The organism is Bradyrhizobium sp., from assembly GCF_019244115.1.
In the GTDB taxonomy this organism is placed as follows: Bacteria; Pseudomonadota; Alphaproteobacteria; order Rhizobiales; family Xanthobacteraceae; genus Bradyrhizobium.
Genome location: NZ_JAFATE010000129.1, coordinates 1 through 17215, shown reverse-complemented (window position 1 = coordinate 17215; position 17215 = coordinate 1). Strand labels below are relative to the sequence as shown.

Genomic DNA, 17215 nt, shown 5'->3' with positions numbered 1-17215 from the left:
GTGCGCTCGGCCGAAGGCGCGGGCGCCGCCTGAAACAGGAACGGCATGAAGGTCGGTCCCTGGCACAATTGCATGAATTGCAATGCGGCCAGACGGCAATCCTCGATTGCGAGGTCGCCGATCGCGGCGCGCGCTTCAAGATAGGCGGCGAGCTTGCCGATCGTGTGTGCGATCACGTTATTGTAAAAGCGCCGGCCGACCTCCGGCATCCGTTCGGCAATGGCCATCACCGTGCGCGACGCTGATCCGCCGCCGGGCCGGCAGAGGATCTGGACATAGGCGCGGCCAAACTCTGTCAGGGTCTCGACGACCGGGCGCTCCGGATGGAAATTGTACAATTCCTTGCTGTATTCGGCGATTTCGGTCTCGACGATGGCTTCGAACAGCCCGCTTTTGTCGGGAAAATAGACATAGAGCGTCCCCTTGGAGACGCCTGCCGCGCGGGCGATCTCGCCCATGCTGGCCCCGTCAAAGCCAAGATCCAGGAAAACCCTTCGCGCGCCATCCACGATCTGGCGGCGCTTGGTGCTGTCCTCATCGCCCAAGCCACTGCCAACGGCGCGCAATGTGCCCGGCTCAGCCGCAACCATTAGTTTAGCCTCTCAGCAATCATTTTCAGCCCGGGAAACTTATCGGAAGGACTCCCCTGGTCAAATTTCCACATTGAACCTACCTTGACCGAACCGTTCGGTCAATGATAAATATCATAGTGCGAAGCCGCAAAGGCCTGATCTGGCCTGTTGCTGCCACCGGATTTGTATTGGGGAAGGCGTTATGGCCACAGTTAGAGATCAAGCCGCGCGCGCGCTGCGCCAGGAGCCGGGCGAGGCCGAGAGCGATACCGCCAGCGAGCCGTCGCGCGGGTTAGGGGAAACGCTCCGCGCCCATGTCGCCGACGAGACCAAGCGCCGCCCCGCCGAGCCCGCTCCCGCCGTCGACAAGCCCCAGCCGGTGCCGGTCCCCCCAGCAGCGGCAGCCCCGGCCAAGCCCGGCAGGCGCCGCTTCGTCCTGATCGGGATCGGGCTTTTGCTGGCGCTCGCAGCCGGAGCTTACGGCATCAATTACTGGCTTGTCGGACGTTTCTTCGTCTCCACCGACGACGCCTATGTCCGCGCCAACAACACCATGATGGGCGCGCGCGTGACGGGTCACATCACCGCGATCTTGCCGCGGGACAACGCGCTGGTGCATGCCGGCGATATCCTCTTCAAGATCGACGATGGCGACTATCGGATCGCCGTGGACGCCGCGCGCACCAAGATTGCGACGCAGGAGGCCACGATCGCGCGGATCGGCCGCCAAGTCGACGCGCAGGCCAGCGCGGCCGGACAAGCCGCCGCCAACCTCGCCTCTGCCGAGGCCGGGCTGAAGCGTGCCGACCTCGACTATGACCGCCAGCAGATGCTGAGCGGCAAGGGCTTTGCCTCCCATGCGACCTTCGAGCAGTCCGAAGCCGCACGCGACCAGGGCGCAGCCGGCGTGAAGGCCGCGAAGGCAGCCTATGACAATGCGCGCGACATGGTGGAAGTGACCAGGGCCCAGCAGGCGGAGGCTGAGGCGCAGCTCGCCGAGCTCAAGACCCAGCTCGCCAAGGCCGAGCGCGATCTCGAATTCACGCTGGTCCGCGCGCCGGTCGACGGCCTCTTCTCCAACCGTCTCGTCAACACGGGCGATTTCATCGCGGTCGGCCAGCGGCTCGGCAATGTGGTGCCGCTCGACGAGGTCTTCATCGACGCCAATTTCAAGGAAACCCAGCTCAGGCGCATCCGTCCGGGACAGCCGGTGATGATCTCGGTGGACGCCTATGGCCATCGCAAGTTCAAGGGCATCGTCGAGAGCATCTCGCCGGCCGCAGGCTCGGTGTTCACGCTGCTGCCGCCCGACAACGCCACCGGCAACTTCACCAAGATCGTGCAGCGGCTCGCGGTCCGGATTCGGGTGCCGGCGGACGTTGCGCGCGAAAACCTGCTGCGCGCCGGCATGTCGGTCTATGCGACTATCGATACCACCAACGGGGCCGAGGATGCCGACAGCGGGACCGACCTCGATTCCCCGACCATGATTCACCCCCAATAGGTTGTCGCGCGCCGGCTTCGAAACCGGCGCTAATTCGATCCGGTCAGGATATGGCGAACGCCACGACAGCATCACCGGGCGCGATGATTGGGCCCAGCGCGCCCACCGAGCGCATCGCGCCGCGCCGGCTGATCGCGTTCCTCATCATGGTGTTCGGGATGTTCATGGCGATCCTGGACATCCAGGTCGTCTCGGCTTCGCTCAGCGACATTCAAGCGGGCCTGTCGGCGAGCTCCAGCGAGGTGTCCTGGGTTCAGACCGCATATCTGATCGCCGAGGTCATCGCTATACCGCTGTCCGGCTTCCTGTCGCGCGCGCTCGGCACGCGGCTGCTGTTTGCGATCTCGGCCGCGGGATTCACCGTTGCGAGCTTTCTGTGCGGCTTTGCCTCGACCATCGAGGAAATGATCCTATGGCGCGCGATCCAGGGATTTTTGGGCGCCGGCATGATCCCGACGGTGTTCGCTTCGGCCTACACCGTGTTTCCGCGCTCGAAATTCCACATCGTGACGCCGGTGATCGGGCTCGTTGCAACCTTGGCCCCGACGATCGGCCCGACCGTCGGCGGTTTCATCACCGATGCGATGTCGTGGCACTGGCTGTTCTTCATCAATATCATTCCGGGCATCATCATCACCGTCGGCGTGCTGGCGCTGGTCGATTTCGACGAGCCGCATTTCGAACTGCTCGATCATTTCGACTGGTGGGGGCTGATCTTCATGGCGGGCTTCCTCGGCTCGCTCGAATACGTGCTGGAGGAGGGCCCGCAATATGAATGGCTGCAGGACACCTCGGTTGCGCTGTTCGCCTCCGTCGGCGCCATCTCCGCGATCGCCTTCTTCTGGCGGGTGCTGACCGCGAGGGTGCCGATCGTCGACCTGCGCGCCTTCACCAACCGCAACTTCGCGATCGGCTGCATGCTGCAGTTCTGCATAGGAATCGGCTTGTACGGACTGACCTACGTCTACCCGCGCTATCTCGCCGAGGTGCGCGGCTACAGCGCCATGATGATCGGCGAGACCATGTTCGTATCCGGCATCACCATGTTCCTGATGGCTCCGGTCGTCGGACGCATGCTGCAGCGCTTCGACCCGCGCTACATCATCATGTTCGGCCTCGTCGTGTTTGCGCTCGGCTCCTATCAGATGACCTGGATCACCCGCGACTTCGATTTCTACGAGCTGCTGGTGCCGCAGATCCTGCGCGGCATCGGCATGATGTGCGCGATGGTGCCGACCAACAACATCGCGCTCGGTACGCTGGCGCCGGACCGGGTGAAGAACGCCTCCGGCCTGTTCAACCTGATGCGCAATCTCGGCGGCGCGCTCGGCCTCGCGCTGATCAACGAAGTGCTGAACGACCGCACCGACCTGCACATCTCGCGCTTGCAGGAGCGGGTCAACTGGGGCAATGCCACGGCGGTCGAAACGCTGAACAGTTTCACTCAGCGCCTGCAGGGCATGGGCGACGCGGCGCTGATGGCGATGAAGCAGCTCTCGCAAATCGTGCACCGCCAGGCGGTCGTGATGGGTTATGGCGACGCCTTCTTCATGCTGACGCTGTTCTATGTCGGCCTGAGCCTCCTGGTCCTCTTGTTGAACAAGCCGACCGCGATGACCGGCGGAAGCGGCGGGCACTAGCGTTGGGAACCGCGGCCTGTATGGGTTGCAATGTCTCTCGATCCGGGTTATATGCTACGCATTGTCGCATCGAACCGGGGAGATTTGCATGACTATCGCATTTTCGCAGATCGCGCGCCCGCGTCCGACATTTTCGCTTGGCGCCGCATCCGGCAAATAGCAGCCGTCTTCGCCAGCTTCGATCGGGTCGTTGGTCCCGGTCCCCAGAGCTCCCCTTAAACCACTGATTTTTCAACGACGTCCGCCGTGCATCCATTGCACGCGAGGCGTCCAGAATGGAGCCGGCCGGCGCGCCAAGCGCGGCCGGATGATGCCATGACCTTCGATGCCAAGAAGCGGCCGGCCGCGATTCGCGTGGTGATGCCGTTCGTGTTCCGTCACTGGTTCAACCAGCCGCTGGCCACGCTCACCGTTGCCGGCGGCCTCTTGGGCGCCACCGTCGCCGACCTGTTTATGCCGATCTTCTCCGGCCATCTCGTCGACGCGCTGACCCTCGGGCCTGCGGACGCCGATGCGCGCCAAGCCGCCCTGATGGCGTTCGGCGCCATCGTCGCGCTCGGCCTGACCTCGATCGCGATGCGCATGATCGGGCTGCAGGCGATCGTGCCGTTCACGCTGAAGATCATGTCCGACGTCGCGCGCGACGCCTTCATGCGGGTGCAGCGCTTCTCGACCGACTGGCACGCCAACTCGTTTGCCGGCTCGACGGTGCGCAAGATCACCCGCGGCATGTGGGCGCTCGATCTCTACAACGACACCATCCTGCTGGCGCTGCTACCGTCACTGATGGTGCTGCTCGGCTCGATGGTGCTGCTCGGGTTGCATTGGGCCTCGCTCGGTCTCGTGATCGCGCTGGGGGCGCTGGTCTATGTGTCGATGACGGTCGCTCTCTCGATCCGCTACATCGCGCCGGCTGCGCGCGTCTCCAACGCCTGGGACACCAAAGTCGGTGGCACGCTGGCCGACGCGCTGACCTGCAACGGGGTGATAAAATCGTTCGGCGCGGAAGCGCGCGAGGATGTGCGGCTCGCCCGCGTCATCTCGCGCTGGCGCGCGCGGGTGAGGCGGAGCTGGATGCGCTACAACATCACCAACGCGGTGCAGCTTCTGGTGCTGCTGTGCCTGCGCGGTTCGGTGATCGGCGGGTCGGTGCTGCTGTGGATCGCGGGCCGCGCCTCGCCGGGCGACGTCACCTATGTCTTGACCAGCTACTACATCATTCACGCCTACTTGCGTGATGTCGGCATGCACATCAACAACCTGCAGCGGTCGGTGAACGATATGGAGGAACTGGTTGCCATTCACGACGAGCCGATCGGGATTGCCGATGCACCCGACGCCCGGCCGATCGGGATCACCGGCGGCCGCATCGTGTTCGATCGCGTGACTTTCCTCTATGGCGGTCATCGCGATCCGCTCTATGACGGCCTGTCGGTCGACATCCGCGCCGGCGAGCGTGTCGGACTGGTCGGCCGGTCCGGCTCCGGCAAGACGACCTTCGTCAAGCTGGTGCAGCGGCTCTACGATGTCTCCGGCGGCAAGATCCTGGTCGACGGGCAGGACATCGCGAAGGCGACGCAGCAGTCGCTGCGCAGCCAGATCGCCATCGTGCAGCAGGAGCCGATCCTGTTTCACCGCACGCTGGCGGAGAACATCGCCTATGGCCGCCCCGGCGCGAGCCAGGCCGCGATCGAACAGGCGGCGCGGCTCGCCAATGCGCATGACTTCATCATGCGTCTGCCGAAGGGCTACGGCACGCTGGTCGGCGAGCGCGGCATCAAACTGTCCGGCGGCGAGCGGCAGCGCGTGGCGCTGGCGCGGGCGTTCCTGGCCGACGCGCCGTTCCTGATCCTGGACGAGGCGACCTCGAGCCTTGATTCGGAATCGGAGGCCGCGATCCAAGAGGCGATGGAGCGGCTGATGAAGGGGCGCACCGCGATCGTGATCGCGCACCGCCTGTCGACCGTGCAGAGCCTCGACCGCATCCTGGTGTTCGACCGCGGCGACATCGTCGAGCAGGGCAGCCACGCCATGCTGATGGCGCGCAGCGGCGGCATCTATCGCTCGCTGTTCGAGCGGCAGGCGACCGAGTTCGCACGCGCCACCGCGGCGGAGTAGGTACACTCGTCGTCATGGCCGGGCAAAAGCGCGAAGCGCGTCTTGCGCGAGCGTTCGCGCAGATGTCCCGGCCATCCACGTCTTTTCATTCCAGACGGAAAGTAAGACGTGGATGCCCGCGACAAGCGTGGCATGACGCGTGAGTGTGGTGATCGACCGCCCGTCTATCGCCAGCCGATGCTGTTCCAGACGAGGCCGATGCCCGAGAGCAGCAGGAGCGCCAGCACGACGTCGGTGAAATTCCGGTCGCTCAGCGCCTGGTAGAGCCGCGCCCCGAGCCAGGCGCCGATGATCGTGCCGGGAAAGGCGAGCAGCGCCAGCCAGACGACCTGCTGCGCGACCAGGCCGGCCGCCGTCTGCAGACAAAGCGCCGTGGCGAGCACCGTCCAGTTGAAAATCTGGAAAATGCCGCGCCGCTCATCCTTGCCCCAGCCGCGGATGCCGGCCCAGAGGATCGGTAACGGCCCCGACAGGCCGGCCAGCCCGCCCAAAATCCCGCCGGCAAACCCGATCGCCGCATCGGCGGCCTTTCCGCCAAATCGAAACGCGAGTGGAGTGCGGTTCAAATAGAGCGCGGTCGGAAACACGAGGAGGAAGATGCCGACCGTCAGCTTGAAAACGGTTGGGTCGGCGTGGGCGACCAGCATCGTGCCGATGGGGACGCCGAACAGGCCTCCGATGACGAACGGCCACACCAGTGTCAGGTCAAAGCTCTTCCACAGCGCGGGCAGGGTTGAACTCTGCGCGACCACCGAGCAGATCAGGACCAGCGGCACGGCGAGCGACGGCGGCAGCACGTAAAGCCAGATCCCCAGCGCCATCAGCGCCGTGCCAAATCCCGCGAGGCCCGAGACGAAGCCGCCCGCGAGCGCGCCAAGCAACAGAAGCGCGTAGGCGCCAGGCGGCATGATCGTTATCCGACGACGTTTCCGGAGCGATTGCGATGTATCGGACCGAATCTGGAAAATTCGGAGGCGCTCGCCCCGCAATGACGGTGATCTATTTGGCACGTTTACACCATGCAAGCGGCAGGTACACTCCGGGCGAAAACCATCAACAATAGTGGAAACGGCCATGAGCAACGTTTCGCCCGAAACCACGTTCCTCGTCTGTCACGGGGCCTGGAGCGGGGGCTGGTCATGGAAGAAAATGCGCCGGCTGATGCGTGCGGCCGGGCATCGTCTCATCGTGCCGACCTACACGGGCCTCGGCGAACGCGCCCATCTTGCCAATCCGTCGATCGATCTCGACACCCATATCCAGGACGTTCGCAACGTCATCACCTATGAAGACCTGAGCGACATCGTGCTGATCGGGCATTCTTACGGCGGCATGGTCGCGACCGGCGTCGCCGATCGCGCGCGCGACCGCATTCGGCAGCTGATTTATCTCGATGCTTTCGTGCCGAAAGATGGGCAGAGCCTGTTCGACCTGCTGCCCGAGTCCGAACGCCAGCGCATGCGTGGCCTCGCCAAGGCCGGCGACGGCTGGCGGGTGCCGCCGAATCCGACCCCGCCGGACACGTCGGCGGAGGATCAGGTCTGGCTCAACGCGCGCCGCGTCAACATGCCGGTCAAATGTTTCGAGACCAAGCTGAAGCTGTTTGGCGGTGAACTGAAGCTGCCGCGCAGCTACGTCTACTGCACGCGGATCGCGCCCGCCGATCCGTTCGGACAGTTCGCGCGGCGCGCACGCAGCGAAGGCGGCTGGCGTTTCTTCGAAATCGAGGCCAGTCATGCGCCGGCTGTCACCGCGCCGGAGCCGCTGATGGAACTCCTCGAGGAGGTCGTGGCGTGATCTCGCGCCGTCATTCCGGGGCGCTCGCGCCGGCGAGCGAACCCGGAATCTCGGAGTAGCTGCGCAAGATTCCGGGTTCGCGCCATCGGGCCGCGTCGCGCGGCTCCGCTGGCGCGCCCCGTAATCACGTCGTCCTGAAATGGCGAGGGGTCCGGCGTTGGTCGCGCCGAACCCCTCATTCAGAGATATCAGCCGGCCTGTAAGCCGGGTTCTGTAGGGCATCGCCCGCTCGCGCGAGACGATACGTGACGGCCATTCCTCTGGGATGGCGCTCGCGCGCCACCTCATGCAACCTACCCGGACGGCTGGCCTGACATCGGCCCTGCGGCGTTATCGCTGTCGCGAACGGCCCGCTGATGCCGTCCCTATTCGGTCTTGCTCCCGGTGGGGTTTACCATGCCGGTTCCGTTGCCGGACCCGCGGTGCGCTCTTGCCGCACCTTTTCACCCTTGCTGCCGGCCTCCTTTCGGAGTTCGGAGCGGTTCGCTTTCTGTGGCACTTTCCCTGGGGTCGCCCCCGCCGGACGTTATCCGGCACCGCATGTCGATGGAGCCCGGACTTTCCTCCCCCGCGGCCTTTCGGCGTTTGCGGAAGCGGCCGTCCGGCCGACTGACCCCTTGCCTATGGGCGCTCAAGTCGGTCGCGTCAAGTCTCGGAACTTGCCACGCGCAGGCGCGAAATAATTTATCCTGAAGATGTCGTTCCGGGTGTCGTCCGATCGACTGGATGTCGGCGATCCAGCCGATGACAACAAGGAGTGCAACAATGCAGTATTTGCTGATGATCTATCAGAACGAAGTCGAGTACGCCAAGAACGATGCAGCGACGAGCCAGAAGATGCTCTCCGAATATCAGACCTTCACCCAGTCCATCATCCAGAGCGGCAATTTCAAGGCCGGCGACCGCCTGCAGCCGACCACGACGGCGACGACCGTGCGCGTGCGCGACGGCAAGACGCTGACCACCGACGGGCCCTTCGCGGAAACGCGCGAGCAACTCGGCGGCTACTACATGATCGAGGCCAAGGACCTCGATAGCGCGATTGCGATTGCCGCGCGAATTCCGAGCGCCAGGATCGGTTCGATCGAGGTGCGGCCGGTCTGGGTGTACAACTAACCGTCATTCGTGGGCGTGCGAAGCACGAACCCGGAATCTCGAGAATTCCGGGTTCGCTCGCAAAGAGCGAGCGCCGCGGAATGACGAGAGCGCGCTGCGCGGTGTTCGGACTGCTCACATGACCCCTCGCGAAATCGAAGAAATCTTCCGCGATGAATCGGCGCGCGCGCTCGCGACGCTGATCCGCCTGGTCGGCGATTTCGACCTCGCCGAGGACGCGTTGCAGGATGCCTTTGCGGTGGCGCTCGAGCGCTGGCCTGACGAAGCACCGCCATCCAATCCGCGCGCCTGGCTCGTCAATGTCGGCCGCAACAAGGCGATCGATCGGGTCCGCCGAAACATTGCGTTCCGCGGCAAGCAGCAGGATATCGTGCACCAGCTCGAACTGGATGCTGCATCGGCCGACGACGCATTCGACACTACGGTCCTTGACGACGACATGCTGCGGCTGATCTTCACCTGCTGCCATCCGTCCTTTGCGCCGGAGGTGCAGGTCGCGTTGACACTGCGTACGGTCTGTGGCCTGTCGACCGCGCAGGTCGCGCGCGCCTTTCTGGTCGGCGAGGAGGCGATGGCGCAGCGCCTGGTGCGCGCCAAGCAGAAGATCCGGCTTGCCGGCATCCCCTATGAGGTGCCGGCGCGCGAGGCGCTGGAGCCGCGCCTGAACGGCGTGCTCGCGGTCATCTATCTCGTGTTCACGGAAGGCTATGCCGCGACGTCAGGCGACGCCTTGATGAGGCCGGACCTGGCGCGCGAAGCGATTCGCCTCGGCCGCCTGCTCGACGGATTGATGCGGGAGCGGAGTGAGGCCAAGGGGCTTCTGGCGCTGATGCTGTTGCACGATGCGCGGCGCGCGGGGCGGCAGACCGAAGGCGGCGACGTCGTGCTGCTGGAAGAGCAGGATCGCTCGCTCTGGGATTGGCACCAGATTGCCGAAGGTTTGACGCTGGTGGAACAGGCGTTGCGATTGCCTGGCCGGCCGCAGCCCTACGCGGTGCAGGCCGCGATCGCGGCCTTGCATGCCCGCGCTCCGAGCTATCAGGAAACCGACTGGCCGCAGATCGCCGGCCTCTACGAGGTGCTGCTGCGCATCTCACCCTCCCCGGTGATCGAACTCAATCACGCCGCCGCGGTGTCGATGGTGGACGGGCCGGCGCGCGCGCTCGATCTGATCGACGCGCTCGCGGCGCGCGGTCATCTCGACGGCTACGAATTGCTGCCGGCGGTTCGCGCCGATCTCTTGCGGCGGCTCGGCCGCGTTGAGGCGGCACGCGAGGCATATCTCGCTGCGACCGAGGCCACCCAGCTAGAACCGCTGCGCCGGTTCTACGCACGACGCCTGCGGGAGCTGGGAAATGAGAATGCTCCGTCATTGCGAGCGTAAGCGAAGCAATCCAGAGCCGCGCGTGAGGCTCTGGATTGCTTCGGCGCTGTGCGCCTCGCAATGACGGGGCTAGGCCTGCTACTTCGTGGCGACCGCACGCGCGTCGGGCGGCAGGCTTGCGAGCAGGGCGTGCAGCGTGGTCAGCGTCGACCGGTCGGCGATGCCGTCGACCTTGGCTGGGCGGAAGTGGCGCTGGAACGCGGCGACCGTGTCCATGGTCGGCCCGTCATATTTTCCGGTCACCGGCACGCCATAGCCGTATTTGGCGAGCGCCTGCTGCAGGTTCTGCACGTCATCGCCGATGTTGCCGATCTTTAAGCTCTCGCTGCGCACGATCGCCGCCGGCTGCACCCAATGGCCGACGCCGGAATTGGCGAGGGAATGCCAGGGAAATTTTTCGCCGGGGTCCTTCTTGCGCGAGGGGGCCACGTCGGAATGCGCAAGCACCCGATGCGAGGGCACCTCGCGGCGGAGCATGATGCCGCGGCACAGCGCGATGACCGCCGCGATCTGGCGCGAGGGAAAATCGGGATAGCCCCAATCATGGCCGCGATTGACGATCTCGATGCCGATCGAGCAGGAATTGATGTCGTCTTCGCCGCCCCAGGAGGACACGCCGGCGTGCCAGGCGCGCTTCGCCTCGGGCACCGACTGCACGATACGGCCGTCCTCGAGCACGATGTAGTGGGCCGACACGTCGGTGCCGGCCGTACACAATTGCTTGATCGCGCCTTCGACGTCCGGCATGCCGGTATAGTGCAGCAGGATCATGTCGGGCGCACGGCCCTTATTGCGGTCGCCGAAATTCGGCGACGGGATCACGTCGGAGACGGTCGAGGAATCCGGGGTGAAAGTCTTCATGTTCGTGCCCGCCCGCGGCAGCGGCAAAGCACGCTGCCGCTTCGAATCAGATCCATCGGATGTGGACGAACCAAGCGGCATAAAAGACTCAAACCGGGCGGGACAACGGCACTGAGATGACTCTTGTACGAAGGGTGACTATTCCTTGACGGCGCGATCCGCAATGACGGACGTTACGGTGGTACCGCATTTTGACCGACTGTGTGCGACACGCATCACATATGCATCCCACACGGAATCCCATGGCGAAGCGCTCAAAAACGTTCCAAAACCGCGGCCGATCGTCAACGCTTTCTTAACGCTAAACGCCGTTACTGAGGGATGAAGGGCCGTACCGGAGGCCGGGGGACGGCTGCGCGCCGCTTCCTTCAGTCCTTGTCGATCCGCCGTCCGCTCGATTGGCGGCTGGAGAGGTGCGGCGAACGTCGGACTAGGGACACGTGGCCCTTATTCTCGCGCGAAATCCGCCTGTCGGCCCGCAGCTTCCATTCGGAAATCCGGGCTTACAGCCGCAGACCAGCGGGATCGGGGGCCGCGCGCGGCGCGTTTCGTCGCACGTTCCCGGCTGGTGGATGGGTTTGGGGCGCAATGGGCTTGTGCACGTCCAGCTTTGGTCTGTCGCGCCGCGCCGGAGGGCGCGCGTGAGCCCGCTCGGCCAACGCCATGTTCCCGTGCTCGGACGCGAGGCGGTGTCCTTGCTCGCGCCGCGCCCCGGTGGCACCTATGTCGACGCGACGTTCGGTGCCGGCGGCTATAGCCGGATGATTCTGGAAATCGAGGGGACGCAGGTCATCGGCATCGACCGCGACCGCACCGCGGTCGCCGGCGGTTTCGATCTCGTGGACCAGTCGGGCGGGCGGTTGACGCTGGTGGAGAGCCGGTTCTCCGAGCTTGGCGAGGTCTGCGCCGCCCAAGGCGTCTCCACAATCGACGGCGTCGTCATGGATGTCGGCGTGTCCTCGATGCAGCTCGACCAGGCGGGCCGCGGCTTCTCCTTTCGCCTCGATGGTCCTCTCGACATGCGGATGGGGCAGGACGGCCCCACGGCAGCGGACGTTGTCGCGCGGGGGCCGGAAAGCCTGCTGGCTGACATCATCTATTTGTTCGGCGAAGAGCGCCATTCTCGGGCCGTAGCCCGCGCCATCGTCGCCGCGCGAAGAGAGGCGCCGATCACGACCACGCGCGCGCTCGCCGATCTCGTCGGCCGCGTGGTGCGGTCGAAGCCGGGCGACATTCATCCGGCGACGCGAACGTTCCAGGGCTTGCGCATCTTCGTCAACGAGGAACTGGACGAACTGCAGCTCGCGCTGTCGGCGGCCGAACGCGTGCTGAAACCCGGTGGCCGGCTTGCCGTGGTGTCGTTCCATTCGCTGGAAGATCGCATCGTCAAGAATTTTCTGGCCGAGCGCGGCAAGAGTGGCGGCGGATCGCGCCATTTGCCGGAGGTCGCCCAGGTTGCGCCAAGCTTCGATCTGTTGACCCGGCGTCCGATCGTGCCAGGCGAGGACGAAATCGCGGGTAATCCGCGTGCGCGCTCGGCCAAGCTGCGCGGTGCGGCCCGCACCGGTGCGCCGGCGCATCCCAACGGCGCGCTGCCGTCATGGCCAAGGCTCTCCGATCTTGCGAGGGGAGGCTGAGCCATGCGGTTCCTCCATCTCCTGGTCATCGGCGCGCTGGTCTTTGCCGCGGCCTACGTCTATCGGATCAAGATGGAGTCGACCGCGCGCGTCGAGCGCGTCCTGAAGCTGCGTGCGGAAATCCGCGAGCAGCGCGATGCGATTGCCGTGCTGCGCTCCGAATGGGCCAAGCTCGATGCGCCGCTCCGGCTGCAGGGCCTTTCCGAGCGCCATCTGCCGCTCAAGCCGCTCAACGCCAATCAATATGACCAGCTGAAAAACCTGCCGGAACGGCCGCCGAGCTTTGTCCGCCCGGGCGAGCGCGACCCGATTGGAGCCATGCTCAACACCATCGATGCGGCGGCCGAGGCGCCGAGCACGACCGGCTCAGTGTCTTCGCAGGAGGACAAGGAATGAGTGCGGCGCGTACCGCCAAGCGCGCCGAATCCTGGCATCAGCGGCTGATCCGCAGCCTGCTCTATGGCCGCAACGTCGACCGCGCCGCCAAGGCGCGCGCCCGTGTCGGTTTTGCGATCCTGGCCTTTGCCGCCATCTATTCCGTGATCGGCGGACGCCTCGTGATGTTCGCGATCGGCGCCGATGGCCATAGCAGCGCCCGCCGCGCCGCGGCGCAGGACGCCATCGCGACCGCCCGGCCGGACATCATCGACCGCAACGGCGAAGTCCTCGCCACCGACGTCAAGGCGCCGAGCCTATTCGGCGAGCCGCGCCGGATCATCGACAAGGACGAGGCGATCGAGCTTTTGACTGCGACCTTGCCGGATCTCGACATCGGCGAGGTGCGTGACCGCCTGACGTCGAAAAAGGGTTTTGTCTGGCTGAAGCGCGAGATCAATGCGCAGCAGCAGCAGGACATTCACCGTCTCGGCATTCCCGGCATCGGCTTTTTGCGCGAGAACAAGCGCGTCTATCCCACCGGCAACGAGGTCGCGCACCTGATCGGTCTGGTCAATATCGACAACCAGGGCATCGCCGGCATGGAGAAATGGCTCGACAACAATGGTCTCGCCGATCTCCACCGCGCCGGCTTTGCCACCGATCGGCTGCAGCGGCCGATCGAATTGTCGGTCGATCTCAGGGTCGAACACGCGCTGCGCGACGAGCTGTTGAAGGCGAAGGACAAGTTCCACGCCAAGGCTGCCTCCGGCCTCGTGACCAATGTCAGGACCGGCGAGATCGTGGCGATGGTCTCGGTGCCGGATTTCGATCCCAACAACCCTAAGGAAGCGCACGATCCCGACCGCATCAACCGCCTGACCACCGGCGTCTACGAGATGGGGTCGACCTTCAAGGCCTTTACCCTGGCGATGGCGCTGGATTCTGGCAAATACGACCTCAACTCGACGTGGGACGCACGCGGACCGCTGCATTACGGCAAGTTCGCGATCCATGACGACGAACCGAAGGGCCGCTTCCTCAACATGAAAGAGGTGTTCACCTTCTCCTCGAACGTCGGCGCCGCGCGCATCGCGCTGTCGCAGGGGGTGGAGGCGCACAAGGCGTTTCTGCGTAAGATGGGCCAGCTCGACCGGCTGCGCACCGAGCTGCCGGAGAGCGCGTCGCCGATCGTACCGAGACACTGGTCCGACCTCAACACCATCACCATCTCCTTCGGCCATGGCATCGCGGTCGCACCGCTGCAGGCGGTGATGGGCGTCAACGCCCTGGTCAATGGCGGCTACCTGATTCCGCCGACCTTCCTGAAGCGCAGCGAGGACGAGGCGATGGCGCTGGCGAGGCGCGTCATCAAGCCGGAAACCTCTGAGAAGATGCGCTTCCTGATGCGGCTGAATGCCGAGATCGGCACCGCGAAGAGGGCCGACGTCAAGGGCTATTATATCGGCGGCAAGACCGGTACCGCCGAGAAGGTCATCAACGGCCATTATGCAAAAAGGCGCGTGCTGACCGCCTTTACCGCCGTCATTCCCGCCGACAAGCCGCAATATCAGCTCCTGATCATGCTGGACGAGCCGCAGCCTCTGAAGGAGACCTATGGCTTCATCACCTCCGGCTGGAACGCGGTGCCGACGGCCGGCAATGTGATCGCGCGGATCGGTCCGCTGCTGGGCATCGAACCGCGGTTCGACCTGCCGCCGCCCGACCGCCTGATTCTTGCGGCCTCGCGCGCAACGCAGTAAGCCGTCACCGGGGCGCTGATTTGCGCCGCGGCCGGACGGGAACCTGATGAAACTCCGCGAGCTCTTCGGCGACGACGCACTGATCGATTCGGCGAGCGATAAGGTCGAGGCGACGGGATTGGCCGTCGACAGCCGTCTCGTTCAACCCGGCTCGCTGTTCTTCGCGCTGTCCGGGGTCAAGACCGACGGCGCGCGCTTCATCGCGCAGGCGATCACGGCCGGCGCGGTCGCGGTTGCGGGCGACCATCCGCCGCAGGGCGGATGTTCCGTGCCGTTCATCCTCACACCAAATCCACGCCGCGCGCTGGCCCTGGTCGCGGCCCGCTTCTTCCCGCAGCAGCCGGCGACGATCGCGGCGGTGACCGGCACCAGCGGTAAGACCTCGGTCGCCGCCTTCACCCGCCAGATCTGGCAGCAGCTCGGCCACGGCTCGGCGAGCATCGGCACCATCGGCCTGGTGTCGCCGAAGCACACGGTTTATGGCTCGCTGACGACGCCCGACCCGATCGCGCTCCATCGTCAGCTCGACGAGATCGCGCGCGAGGGCGTCACCCATCTCGCCTTCGAGGCTTCCTCGCACGGGCTCGATCAATATCGGCTCGACGGTGTGCGCATCTCCGCCGGCGGTTTTACCAACCTGTCGCGCGACCATCTCGATTATCATCCCGATCTGCAACATTACCTCGCGGCCAAGCTCAGGCTGTTTCGCGAGCTTTTGCCGCCGGACGCTCCGGCGGTAATCTCTGCCGATCACGACTGCTCGGCCGAGGTGATCGGCGCGGCGCGAACGCGCGGTTTGCGGATCCTTCCCGTCGGCAGGAACGGCGACGGCGCGGGCGAGGGCATTCGCCTGGTCGACGCCGTCGTCGACGGATTTGCCCAGACGCTGAGCTTACAGCACCGCGGCAGCACAACCTCCGTCCGATTGCCGCTGGTGGGCAGCTTTCAAATCGAGAACGCGCTGGTCGCCGCGGGCCTCGCGATCGCCACCGGGAGCGATTCGGACGCCGTGTTCGCGAGCCTCGAAAAGCTCGAAGGCGCCAAAGGCCGGCTCGAGCGAGTCGGCGAGCGCAACGGCGCGCCGATCTTCATCGATTATTCGCACAAGCCGGATGCGCTCGCCAAAGCGCTGCAGGCGCTGCGGCCCTACGCCAAACGGAACCTCGTCGTCGTGTTCGGCTGTGGTGGCGACCGTGACGTCGGCAAGCGTCCGCTGATGGGCGAGATTGCAACCGAAAATGCCGATCGCGTCATCGTCACCGACGACAATCCGCGCAGCGAGGAGCCGGTAAAGATCCGCGCCGCGATCCTGGATGCGGCACCGGGTGCGATCGAGATCGGCGATCGCGCAGCCGCGATCCGCGCCGCGATCGAAGGGCTTCAGCCTGGAGACGCGCTGCTCGTCGCCGGCAAGGGCCACGAGACCGGGCAGATCGTGGGCGACCGCTTGCTGCCGTTCAGCGATCACGATGCGGTCGCGTCCGTTCTTGCTTCGAGGGTCGCATGAGATCAGCGCCGCTCTGGACCCTTGCGGAGGTCGCCCGCGCGTTGAACCTGCCGGGCGCATTTCCGGACACCCCGATCGATTTCGTCACCCAGGACAGCCGCCTCGTCAAACCGGGCAGCCTGTTCGTCGCACTGAGCGGAACCCCGAGCGGCGGCTTCATCTCGGCCTTTGCCAGCGCACGCGACGGCTGGGAGTTTGCGAAAAACGCAGAGGCCGCCGGGGCGGTCGCTGCGGTCGTCCCCCATCAGATCGATGGCGTGACCATTCCTCAACTGATCGTGAACGACACGCTGATCGATGGCGTGTGGGCGCTCGCACGCGCGGCGCGCGCGCGCTTCTCCGGTCCGGTGGTCGGGCTGACCGGGAGCGCCGGAAAAACCTCGACCAAGGAGTTCATCGCGGCCTATCCCGAGGCCTATGCGAGCCCGTCCAGTTTCAACAATTTCTGGGGCGTGCCGCTGACGCTGTGCAACGCCGATCCGAACGCCGCGGTCTGGGTCGTCGAAATGGGCATGAACCAAGCCGGCGAGATCGCGCGGCTCAGCGAGCTCACCCGGCCGACGGTCGCGCTGGTCGTGAACGTGCAGCCGGTGCACCTGGAAAAGCTCGGCAGCATCGAGGCGATCCGCCGCGAGAAAATCTCGATCGTGCAGGGTCTGCCGGAAGACGGCATTCTGGTCCTGCCCGCGGAGCTTGCGGCGCCTGAATGGAGCGGCAAGGTGGTTCGCTTCGGCGACGGCGTCGAGGTGAGGGAACTCAGGCATGCCGCGCGCGGCGAAAGCTGGGATGTCGGCGTCGAGCTTTGCGGCAAGATCATCGATTTCAGCCTGGCGCCGGGCGCGCCGCACCGTGTGCAGAATGCGCTTGCGGCGCTCGCCGCCGTGCACGCCGCCGGACTCGATCCCATCAGGCTTGCGCCGGTGCTTGGCGAGGTCGGCATC

Annotated in this window: 14 protein-coding genes and 1 other RNA gene; 11 read left to right on the top strand and 4 right to left on the bottom strand. The window is 65.3% G+C overall.

All coding sequences use genetic code 11. The features are described from left to right. Positions 1–590 (bottom strand): TetR/AcrR family transcriptional regulator (locus JOZ76_RS06090; protein ID WP_291697726.1); only part of this gene is annotated, 590 nt, incomplete at its 3' end. 184 nt (positions 591–774) lie between these two features. Here JOZ76_RS06090 and JOZ76_RS06085 point away from each other — a divergent pair. The 3 genes from JOZ76_RS06085 to JOZ76_RS06075 all read left to right on the top strand — a co-directional run bounded on the left by JOZ76_RS06085 (position 775) and on the right by JOZ76_RS06075 (position 5834). Further along, positions 775–2076 carry an HlyD family secretion protein gene (locus JOZ76_RS06085; protein ID WP_291697725.1) on the top strand — a complete coding sequence of 434 codons (1302 nt, stop codon included), beginning with the start codon at positions 775–777 and terminating at the stop codon, positions 2074–2076. Positions 2077–2126: 50 nt separating this feature from the next. Then, positions 2127–3716, top strand: coding sequence for a DHA2 family efflux MFS transporter permease subunit (locus JOZ76_RS06080; RefSeq protein ID WP_291697724.1), 1590 nt, complete (start codon positions 2127–2129; stop codon positions 3714–3716). A gap of 315 nt (positions 3717–4031) precedes the next feature. After that, positions 4032–5834 carry an ABC transporter ATP-binding protein gene (locus tag JOZ76_RS06075; RefSeq protein WP_291697723.1) on the top strand — a complete coding sequence of 601 codons (1803 nt, stop codon included), beginning with the start codon at positions 4032–4034 and terminating at the stop codon, positions 5832–5834. Between the two features lie 164 nt (positions 5835–5998). On the opposite strand, the gene JOZ76_RS06070 is transcribed toward JOZ76_RS06075, so the two are convergent. Next, entirely contained in the window at positions 5999–6742 is a 744-nt protein-coding gene (locus JOZ76_RS06070; protein ID WP_291697722.1) for a sulfite exporter TauE/SafE family protein, read from the bottom strand. Positions 6743–6908: 166 nt separating this feature from the next. Here JOZ76_RS06070 and JOZ76_RS06065 point away from each other — a divergent pair, with 166 nt between their 5' ends. Next, the gene (locus JOZ76_RS06065; RefSeq protein ID WP_291697721.1) at positions 6909–7631 is read left to right on the top strand and encodes an alpha/beta fold hydrolase; all 723 of its coding nucleotides are present in this window, start codon (positions 6909–6911) and stop codon (positions 7629–7631) included. Between the two features lie 184 nt (positions 7632–7815). Here JOZ76_RS06065 and rnpB read toward each other — a convergent pair. Beyond that, an RNA gene (gene rnpB, locus JOZ76_RS06060) (RNase P RNA component class A) lies at positions 7816–8244 on the bottom strand. A gap of 152 nt (positions 8245–8396) precedes the next feature. Between rnpB and JOZ76_RS06055 the strand changes: the two genes are divergently transcribed. Together JOZ76_RS06055 and JOZ76_RS06050 are read left to right on the top strand one after the other, a co-directional pair. Beyond that, positions 8397–8747, top strand: a complete 351-nt coding sequence (locus tag JOZ76_RS06055; RefSeq protein ID WP_291697720.1) for a YciI family protein — start codon at positions 8397–8399, stop codon at positions 8745–8747. A gap of 118 nt (positions 8748–8865) precedes the next feature. After that, positions 8866–10131, top strand: coding sequence for an RNA polymerase sigma factor (locus JOZ76_RS06050; protein ID WP_291697719.1), 1266 nt, complete (start codon positions 8866–8868; stop codon positions 10129–10131). 78 nt (positions 10132–10209) lie between these two features. Here the strand turns inward: JOZ76_RS06050 and JOZ76_RS06045 are convergent, their stop codons facing one another. Beyond that, a complete protein-coding gene (locus JOZ76_RS06045; protein WP_291697718.1) occupies positions 10210–11073 on the bottom strand; it encodes an N-acetylmuramoyl-L-alanine amidase in 864 nt (287 codons plus the stop codon). Between the two features lie 491 nt (positions 11074–11564). Between JOZ76_RS06045 and rsmH the strand changes: the two genes are divergently transcribed. The 5 genes from rsmH to JOZ76_RS06020 all read left to right on the top strand — a co-directional run. Continuing rightward, positions 11565–12629 carry a 16S rRNA (cytosine(1402)-N(4))-methyltransferase RsmH gene (gene rsmH, locus JOZ76_RS06040; protein ID WP_291697727.1) on the top strand — a complete coding sequence of 355 codons (1065 nt, stop codon included), beginning with the start codon at positions 11565–11567 and terminating at the stop codon, positions 12627–12629. 3 nt (positions 12630–12632) lie between these two features. Next, positions 12633–13025, top strand: a complete 393-nt coding sequence (gene ftsL / locus JOZ76_RS06035; protein WP_291697717.1) for a cell division protein FtsL — start codon at positions 12633–12635, stop codon at positions 13023–13025. Beyond that, positions 13022–14767 carry a peptidoglycan D,D-transpeptidase FtsI family protein gene (locus JOZ76_RS06030; RefSeq protein ID WP_291697716.1) on the top strand — a complete coding sequence of 582 codons (1746 nt, stop codon included), beginning with the start codon at positions 13022–13024 and terminating at the stop codon, positions 14765–14767. Before ftsL ends, JOZ76_RS06030 begins: the two co-directional genes overlap by 4 nt. Before the next feature lie 46 nt (positions 14768–14813). Next, entirely contained in the window at positions 14814–16274 is a 1461-nt protein-coding gene (locus JOZ76_RS06025) for a UDP-N-acetylmuramoyl-L-alanyl-D-glutamate--2,6-diaminopimelate ligase (protein WP_291697715.1), read from the top strand. Next, positions 16271–17215 (top strand): Mur ligase family protein (locus JOZ76_RS06020; RefSeq protein ID WP_291697714.1); only part of this gene is annotated, 945 nt, incomplete at its 3' end. The genes JOZ76_RS06025 and JOZ76_RS06020, both read left to right, overlap by 4 nt.

Excerpts from the sequence above, each read along its gene's own strand:
- JOZ76_RS06085 (WP_291697725.1), top strand. The coding sequence starts at position 775 with ATGGCCACAGTTAGAGATCAAGCCGCGCGCGCGCTGCGCCAGGAGCCG.
- JOZ76_RS06080 (WP_291697724.1), top strand. The coding sequence starts at position 2,127 with ATGGCGAACGCCACGACAGCATCACCGGGCGCGATGATTGGGCCCAGC.
- JOZ76_RS06075 (WP_291697723.1), top strand. The coding sequence starts at position 4,032 with ATGACCTTCGATGCCAAGAAGCGGCCGGCCGCGATTCGCGTGGTGATG.
- JOZ76_RS06070 (WP_291697722.1), bottom strand. The coding sequence starts at position 6,742 with ATGCCGCCTGGCGCCTACGCGCTTCTGTTGCTTGGCGCGCTCGCGGGC.
- JOZ76_RS06065 (WP_291697721.1), top strand. The coding sequence starts at position 6,909 with ATGAGCAACGTTTCGCCCGAAACCACGTTCCTCGTCTGTCACGGGGCC.
- JOZ76_RS06055 (WP_291697720.1), top strand. The coding sequence starts at position 8,397 with ATGCAGTATTTGCTGATGATCTATCAGAACGAAGTCGAGTACGCCAAG.
- JOZ76_RS06050 (WP_291697719.1), top strand. The coding sequence starts at position 8,866 with ATGACCCCTCGCGAAATCGAAGAAATCTTCCGCGATGAATCGGCGCGC.
- JOZ76_RS06045 (WP_291697718.1), bottom strand. The coding sequence starts at position 11,073 with ATGCCGCTTGGTTCGTCCACATCCGATGGATCTGATTCGAAGCGGCAG.
- rsmH (WP_291697727.1), top strand. The coding sequence starts at position 11,565 with ATGGGTTTGGGGCGCAATGGGCTTGTGCACGTCCAGCTTTGGTCTGTC.
- ftsL (WP_291697717.1), top strand. The coding sequence starts at position 12,633 with ATGCGGTTCCTCCATCTCCTGGTCATCGGCGCGCTGGTCTTTGCCGCG.
- JOZ76_RS06030 (WP_291697716.1), top strand. The coding sequence starts at position 13,022 with ATGAGTGCGGCGCGTACCGCCAAGCGCGCCGAATCCTGGCATCAGCGG.
- JOZ76_RS06025 (WP_291697715.1), top strand. The coding sequence starts at position 14,814 with ATGAAACTCCGCGAGCTCTTCGGCGACGACGCACTGATCGATTCGGCG.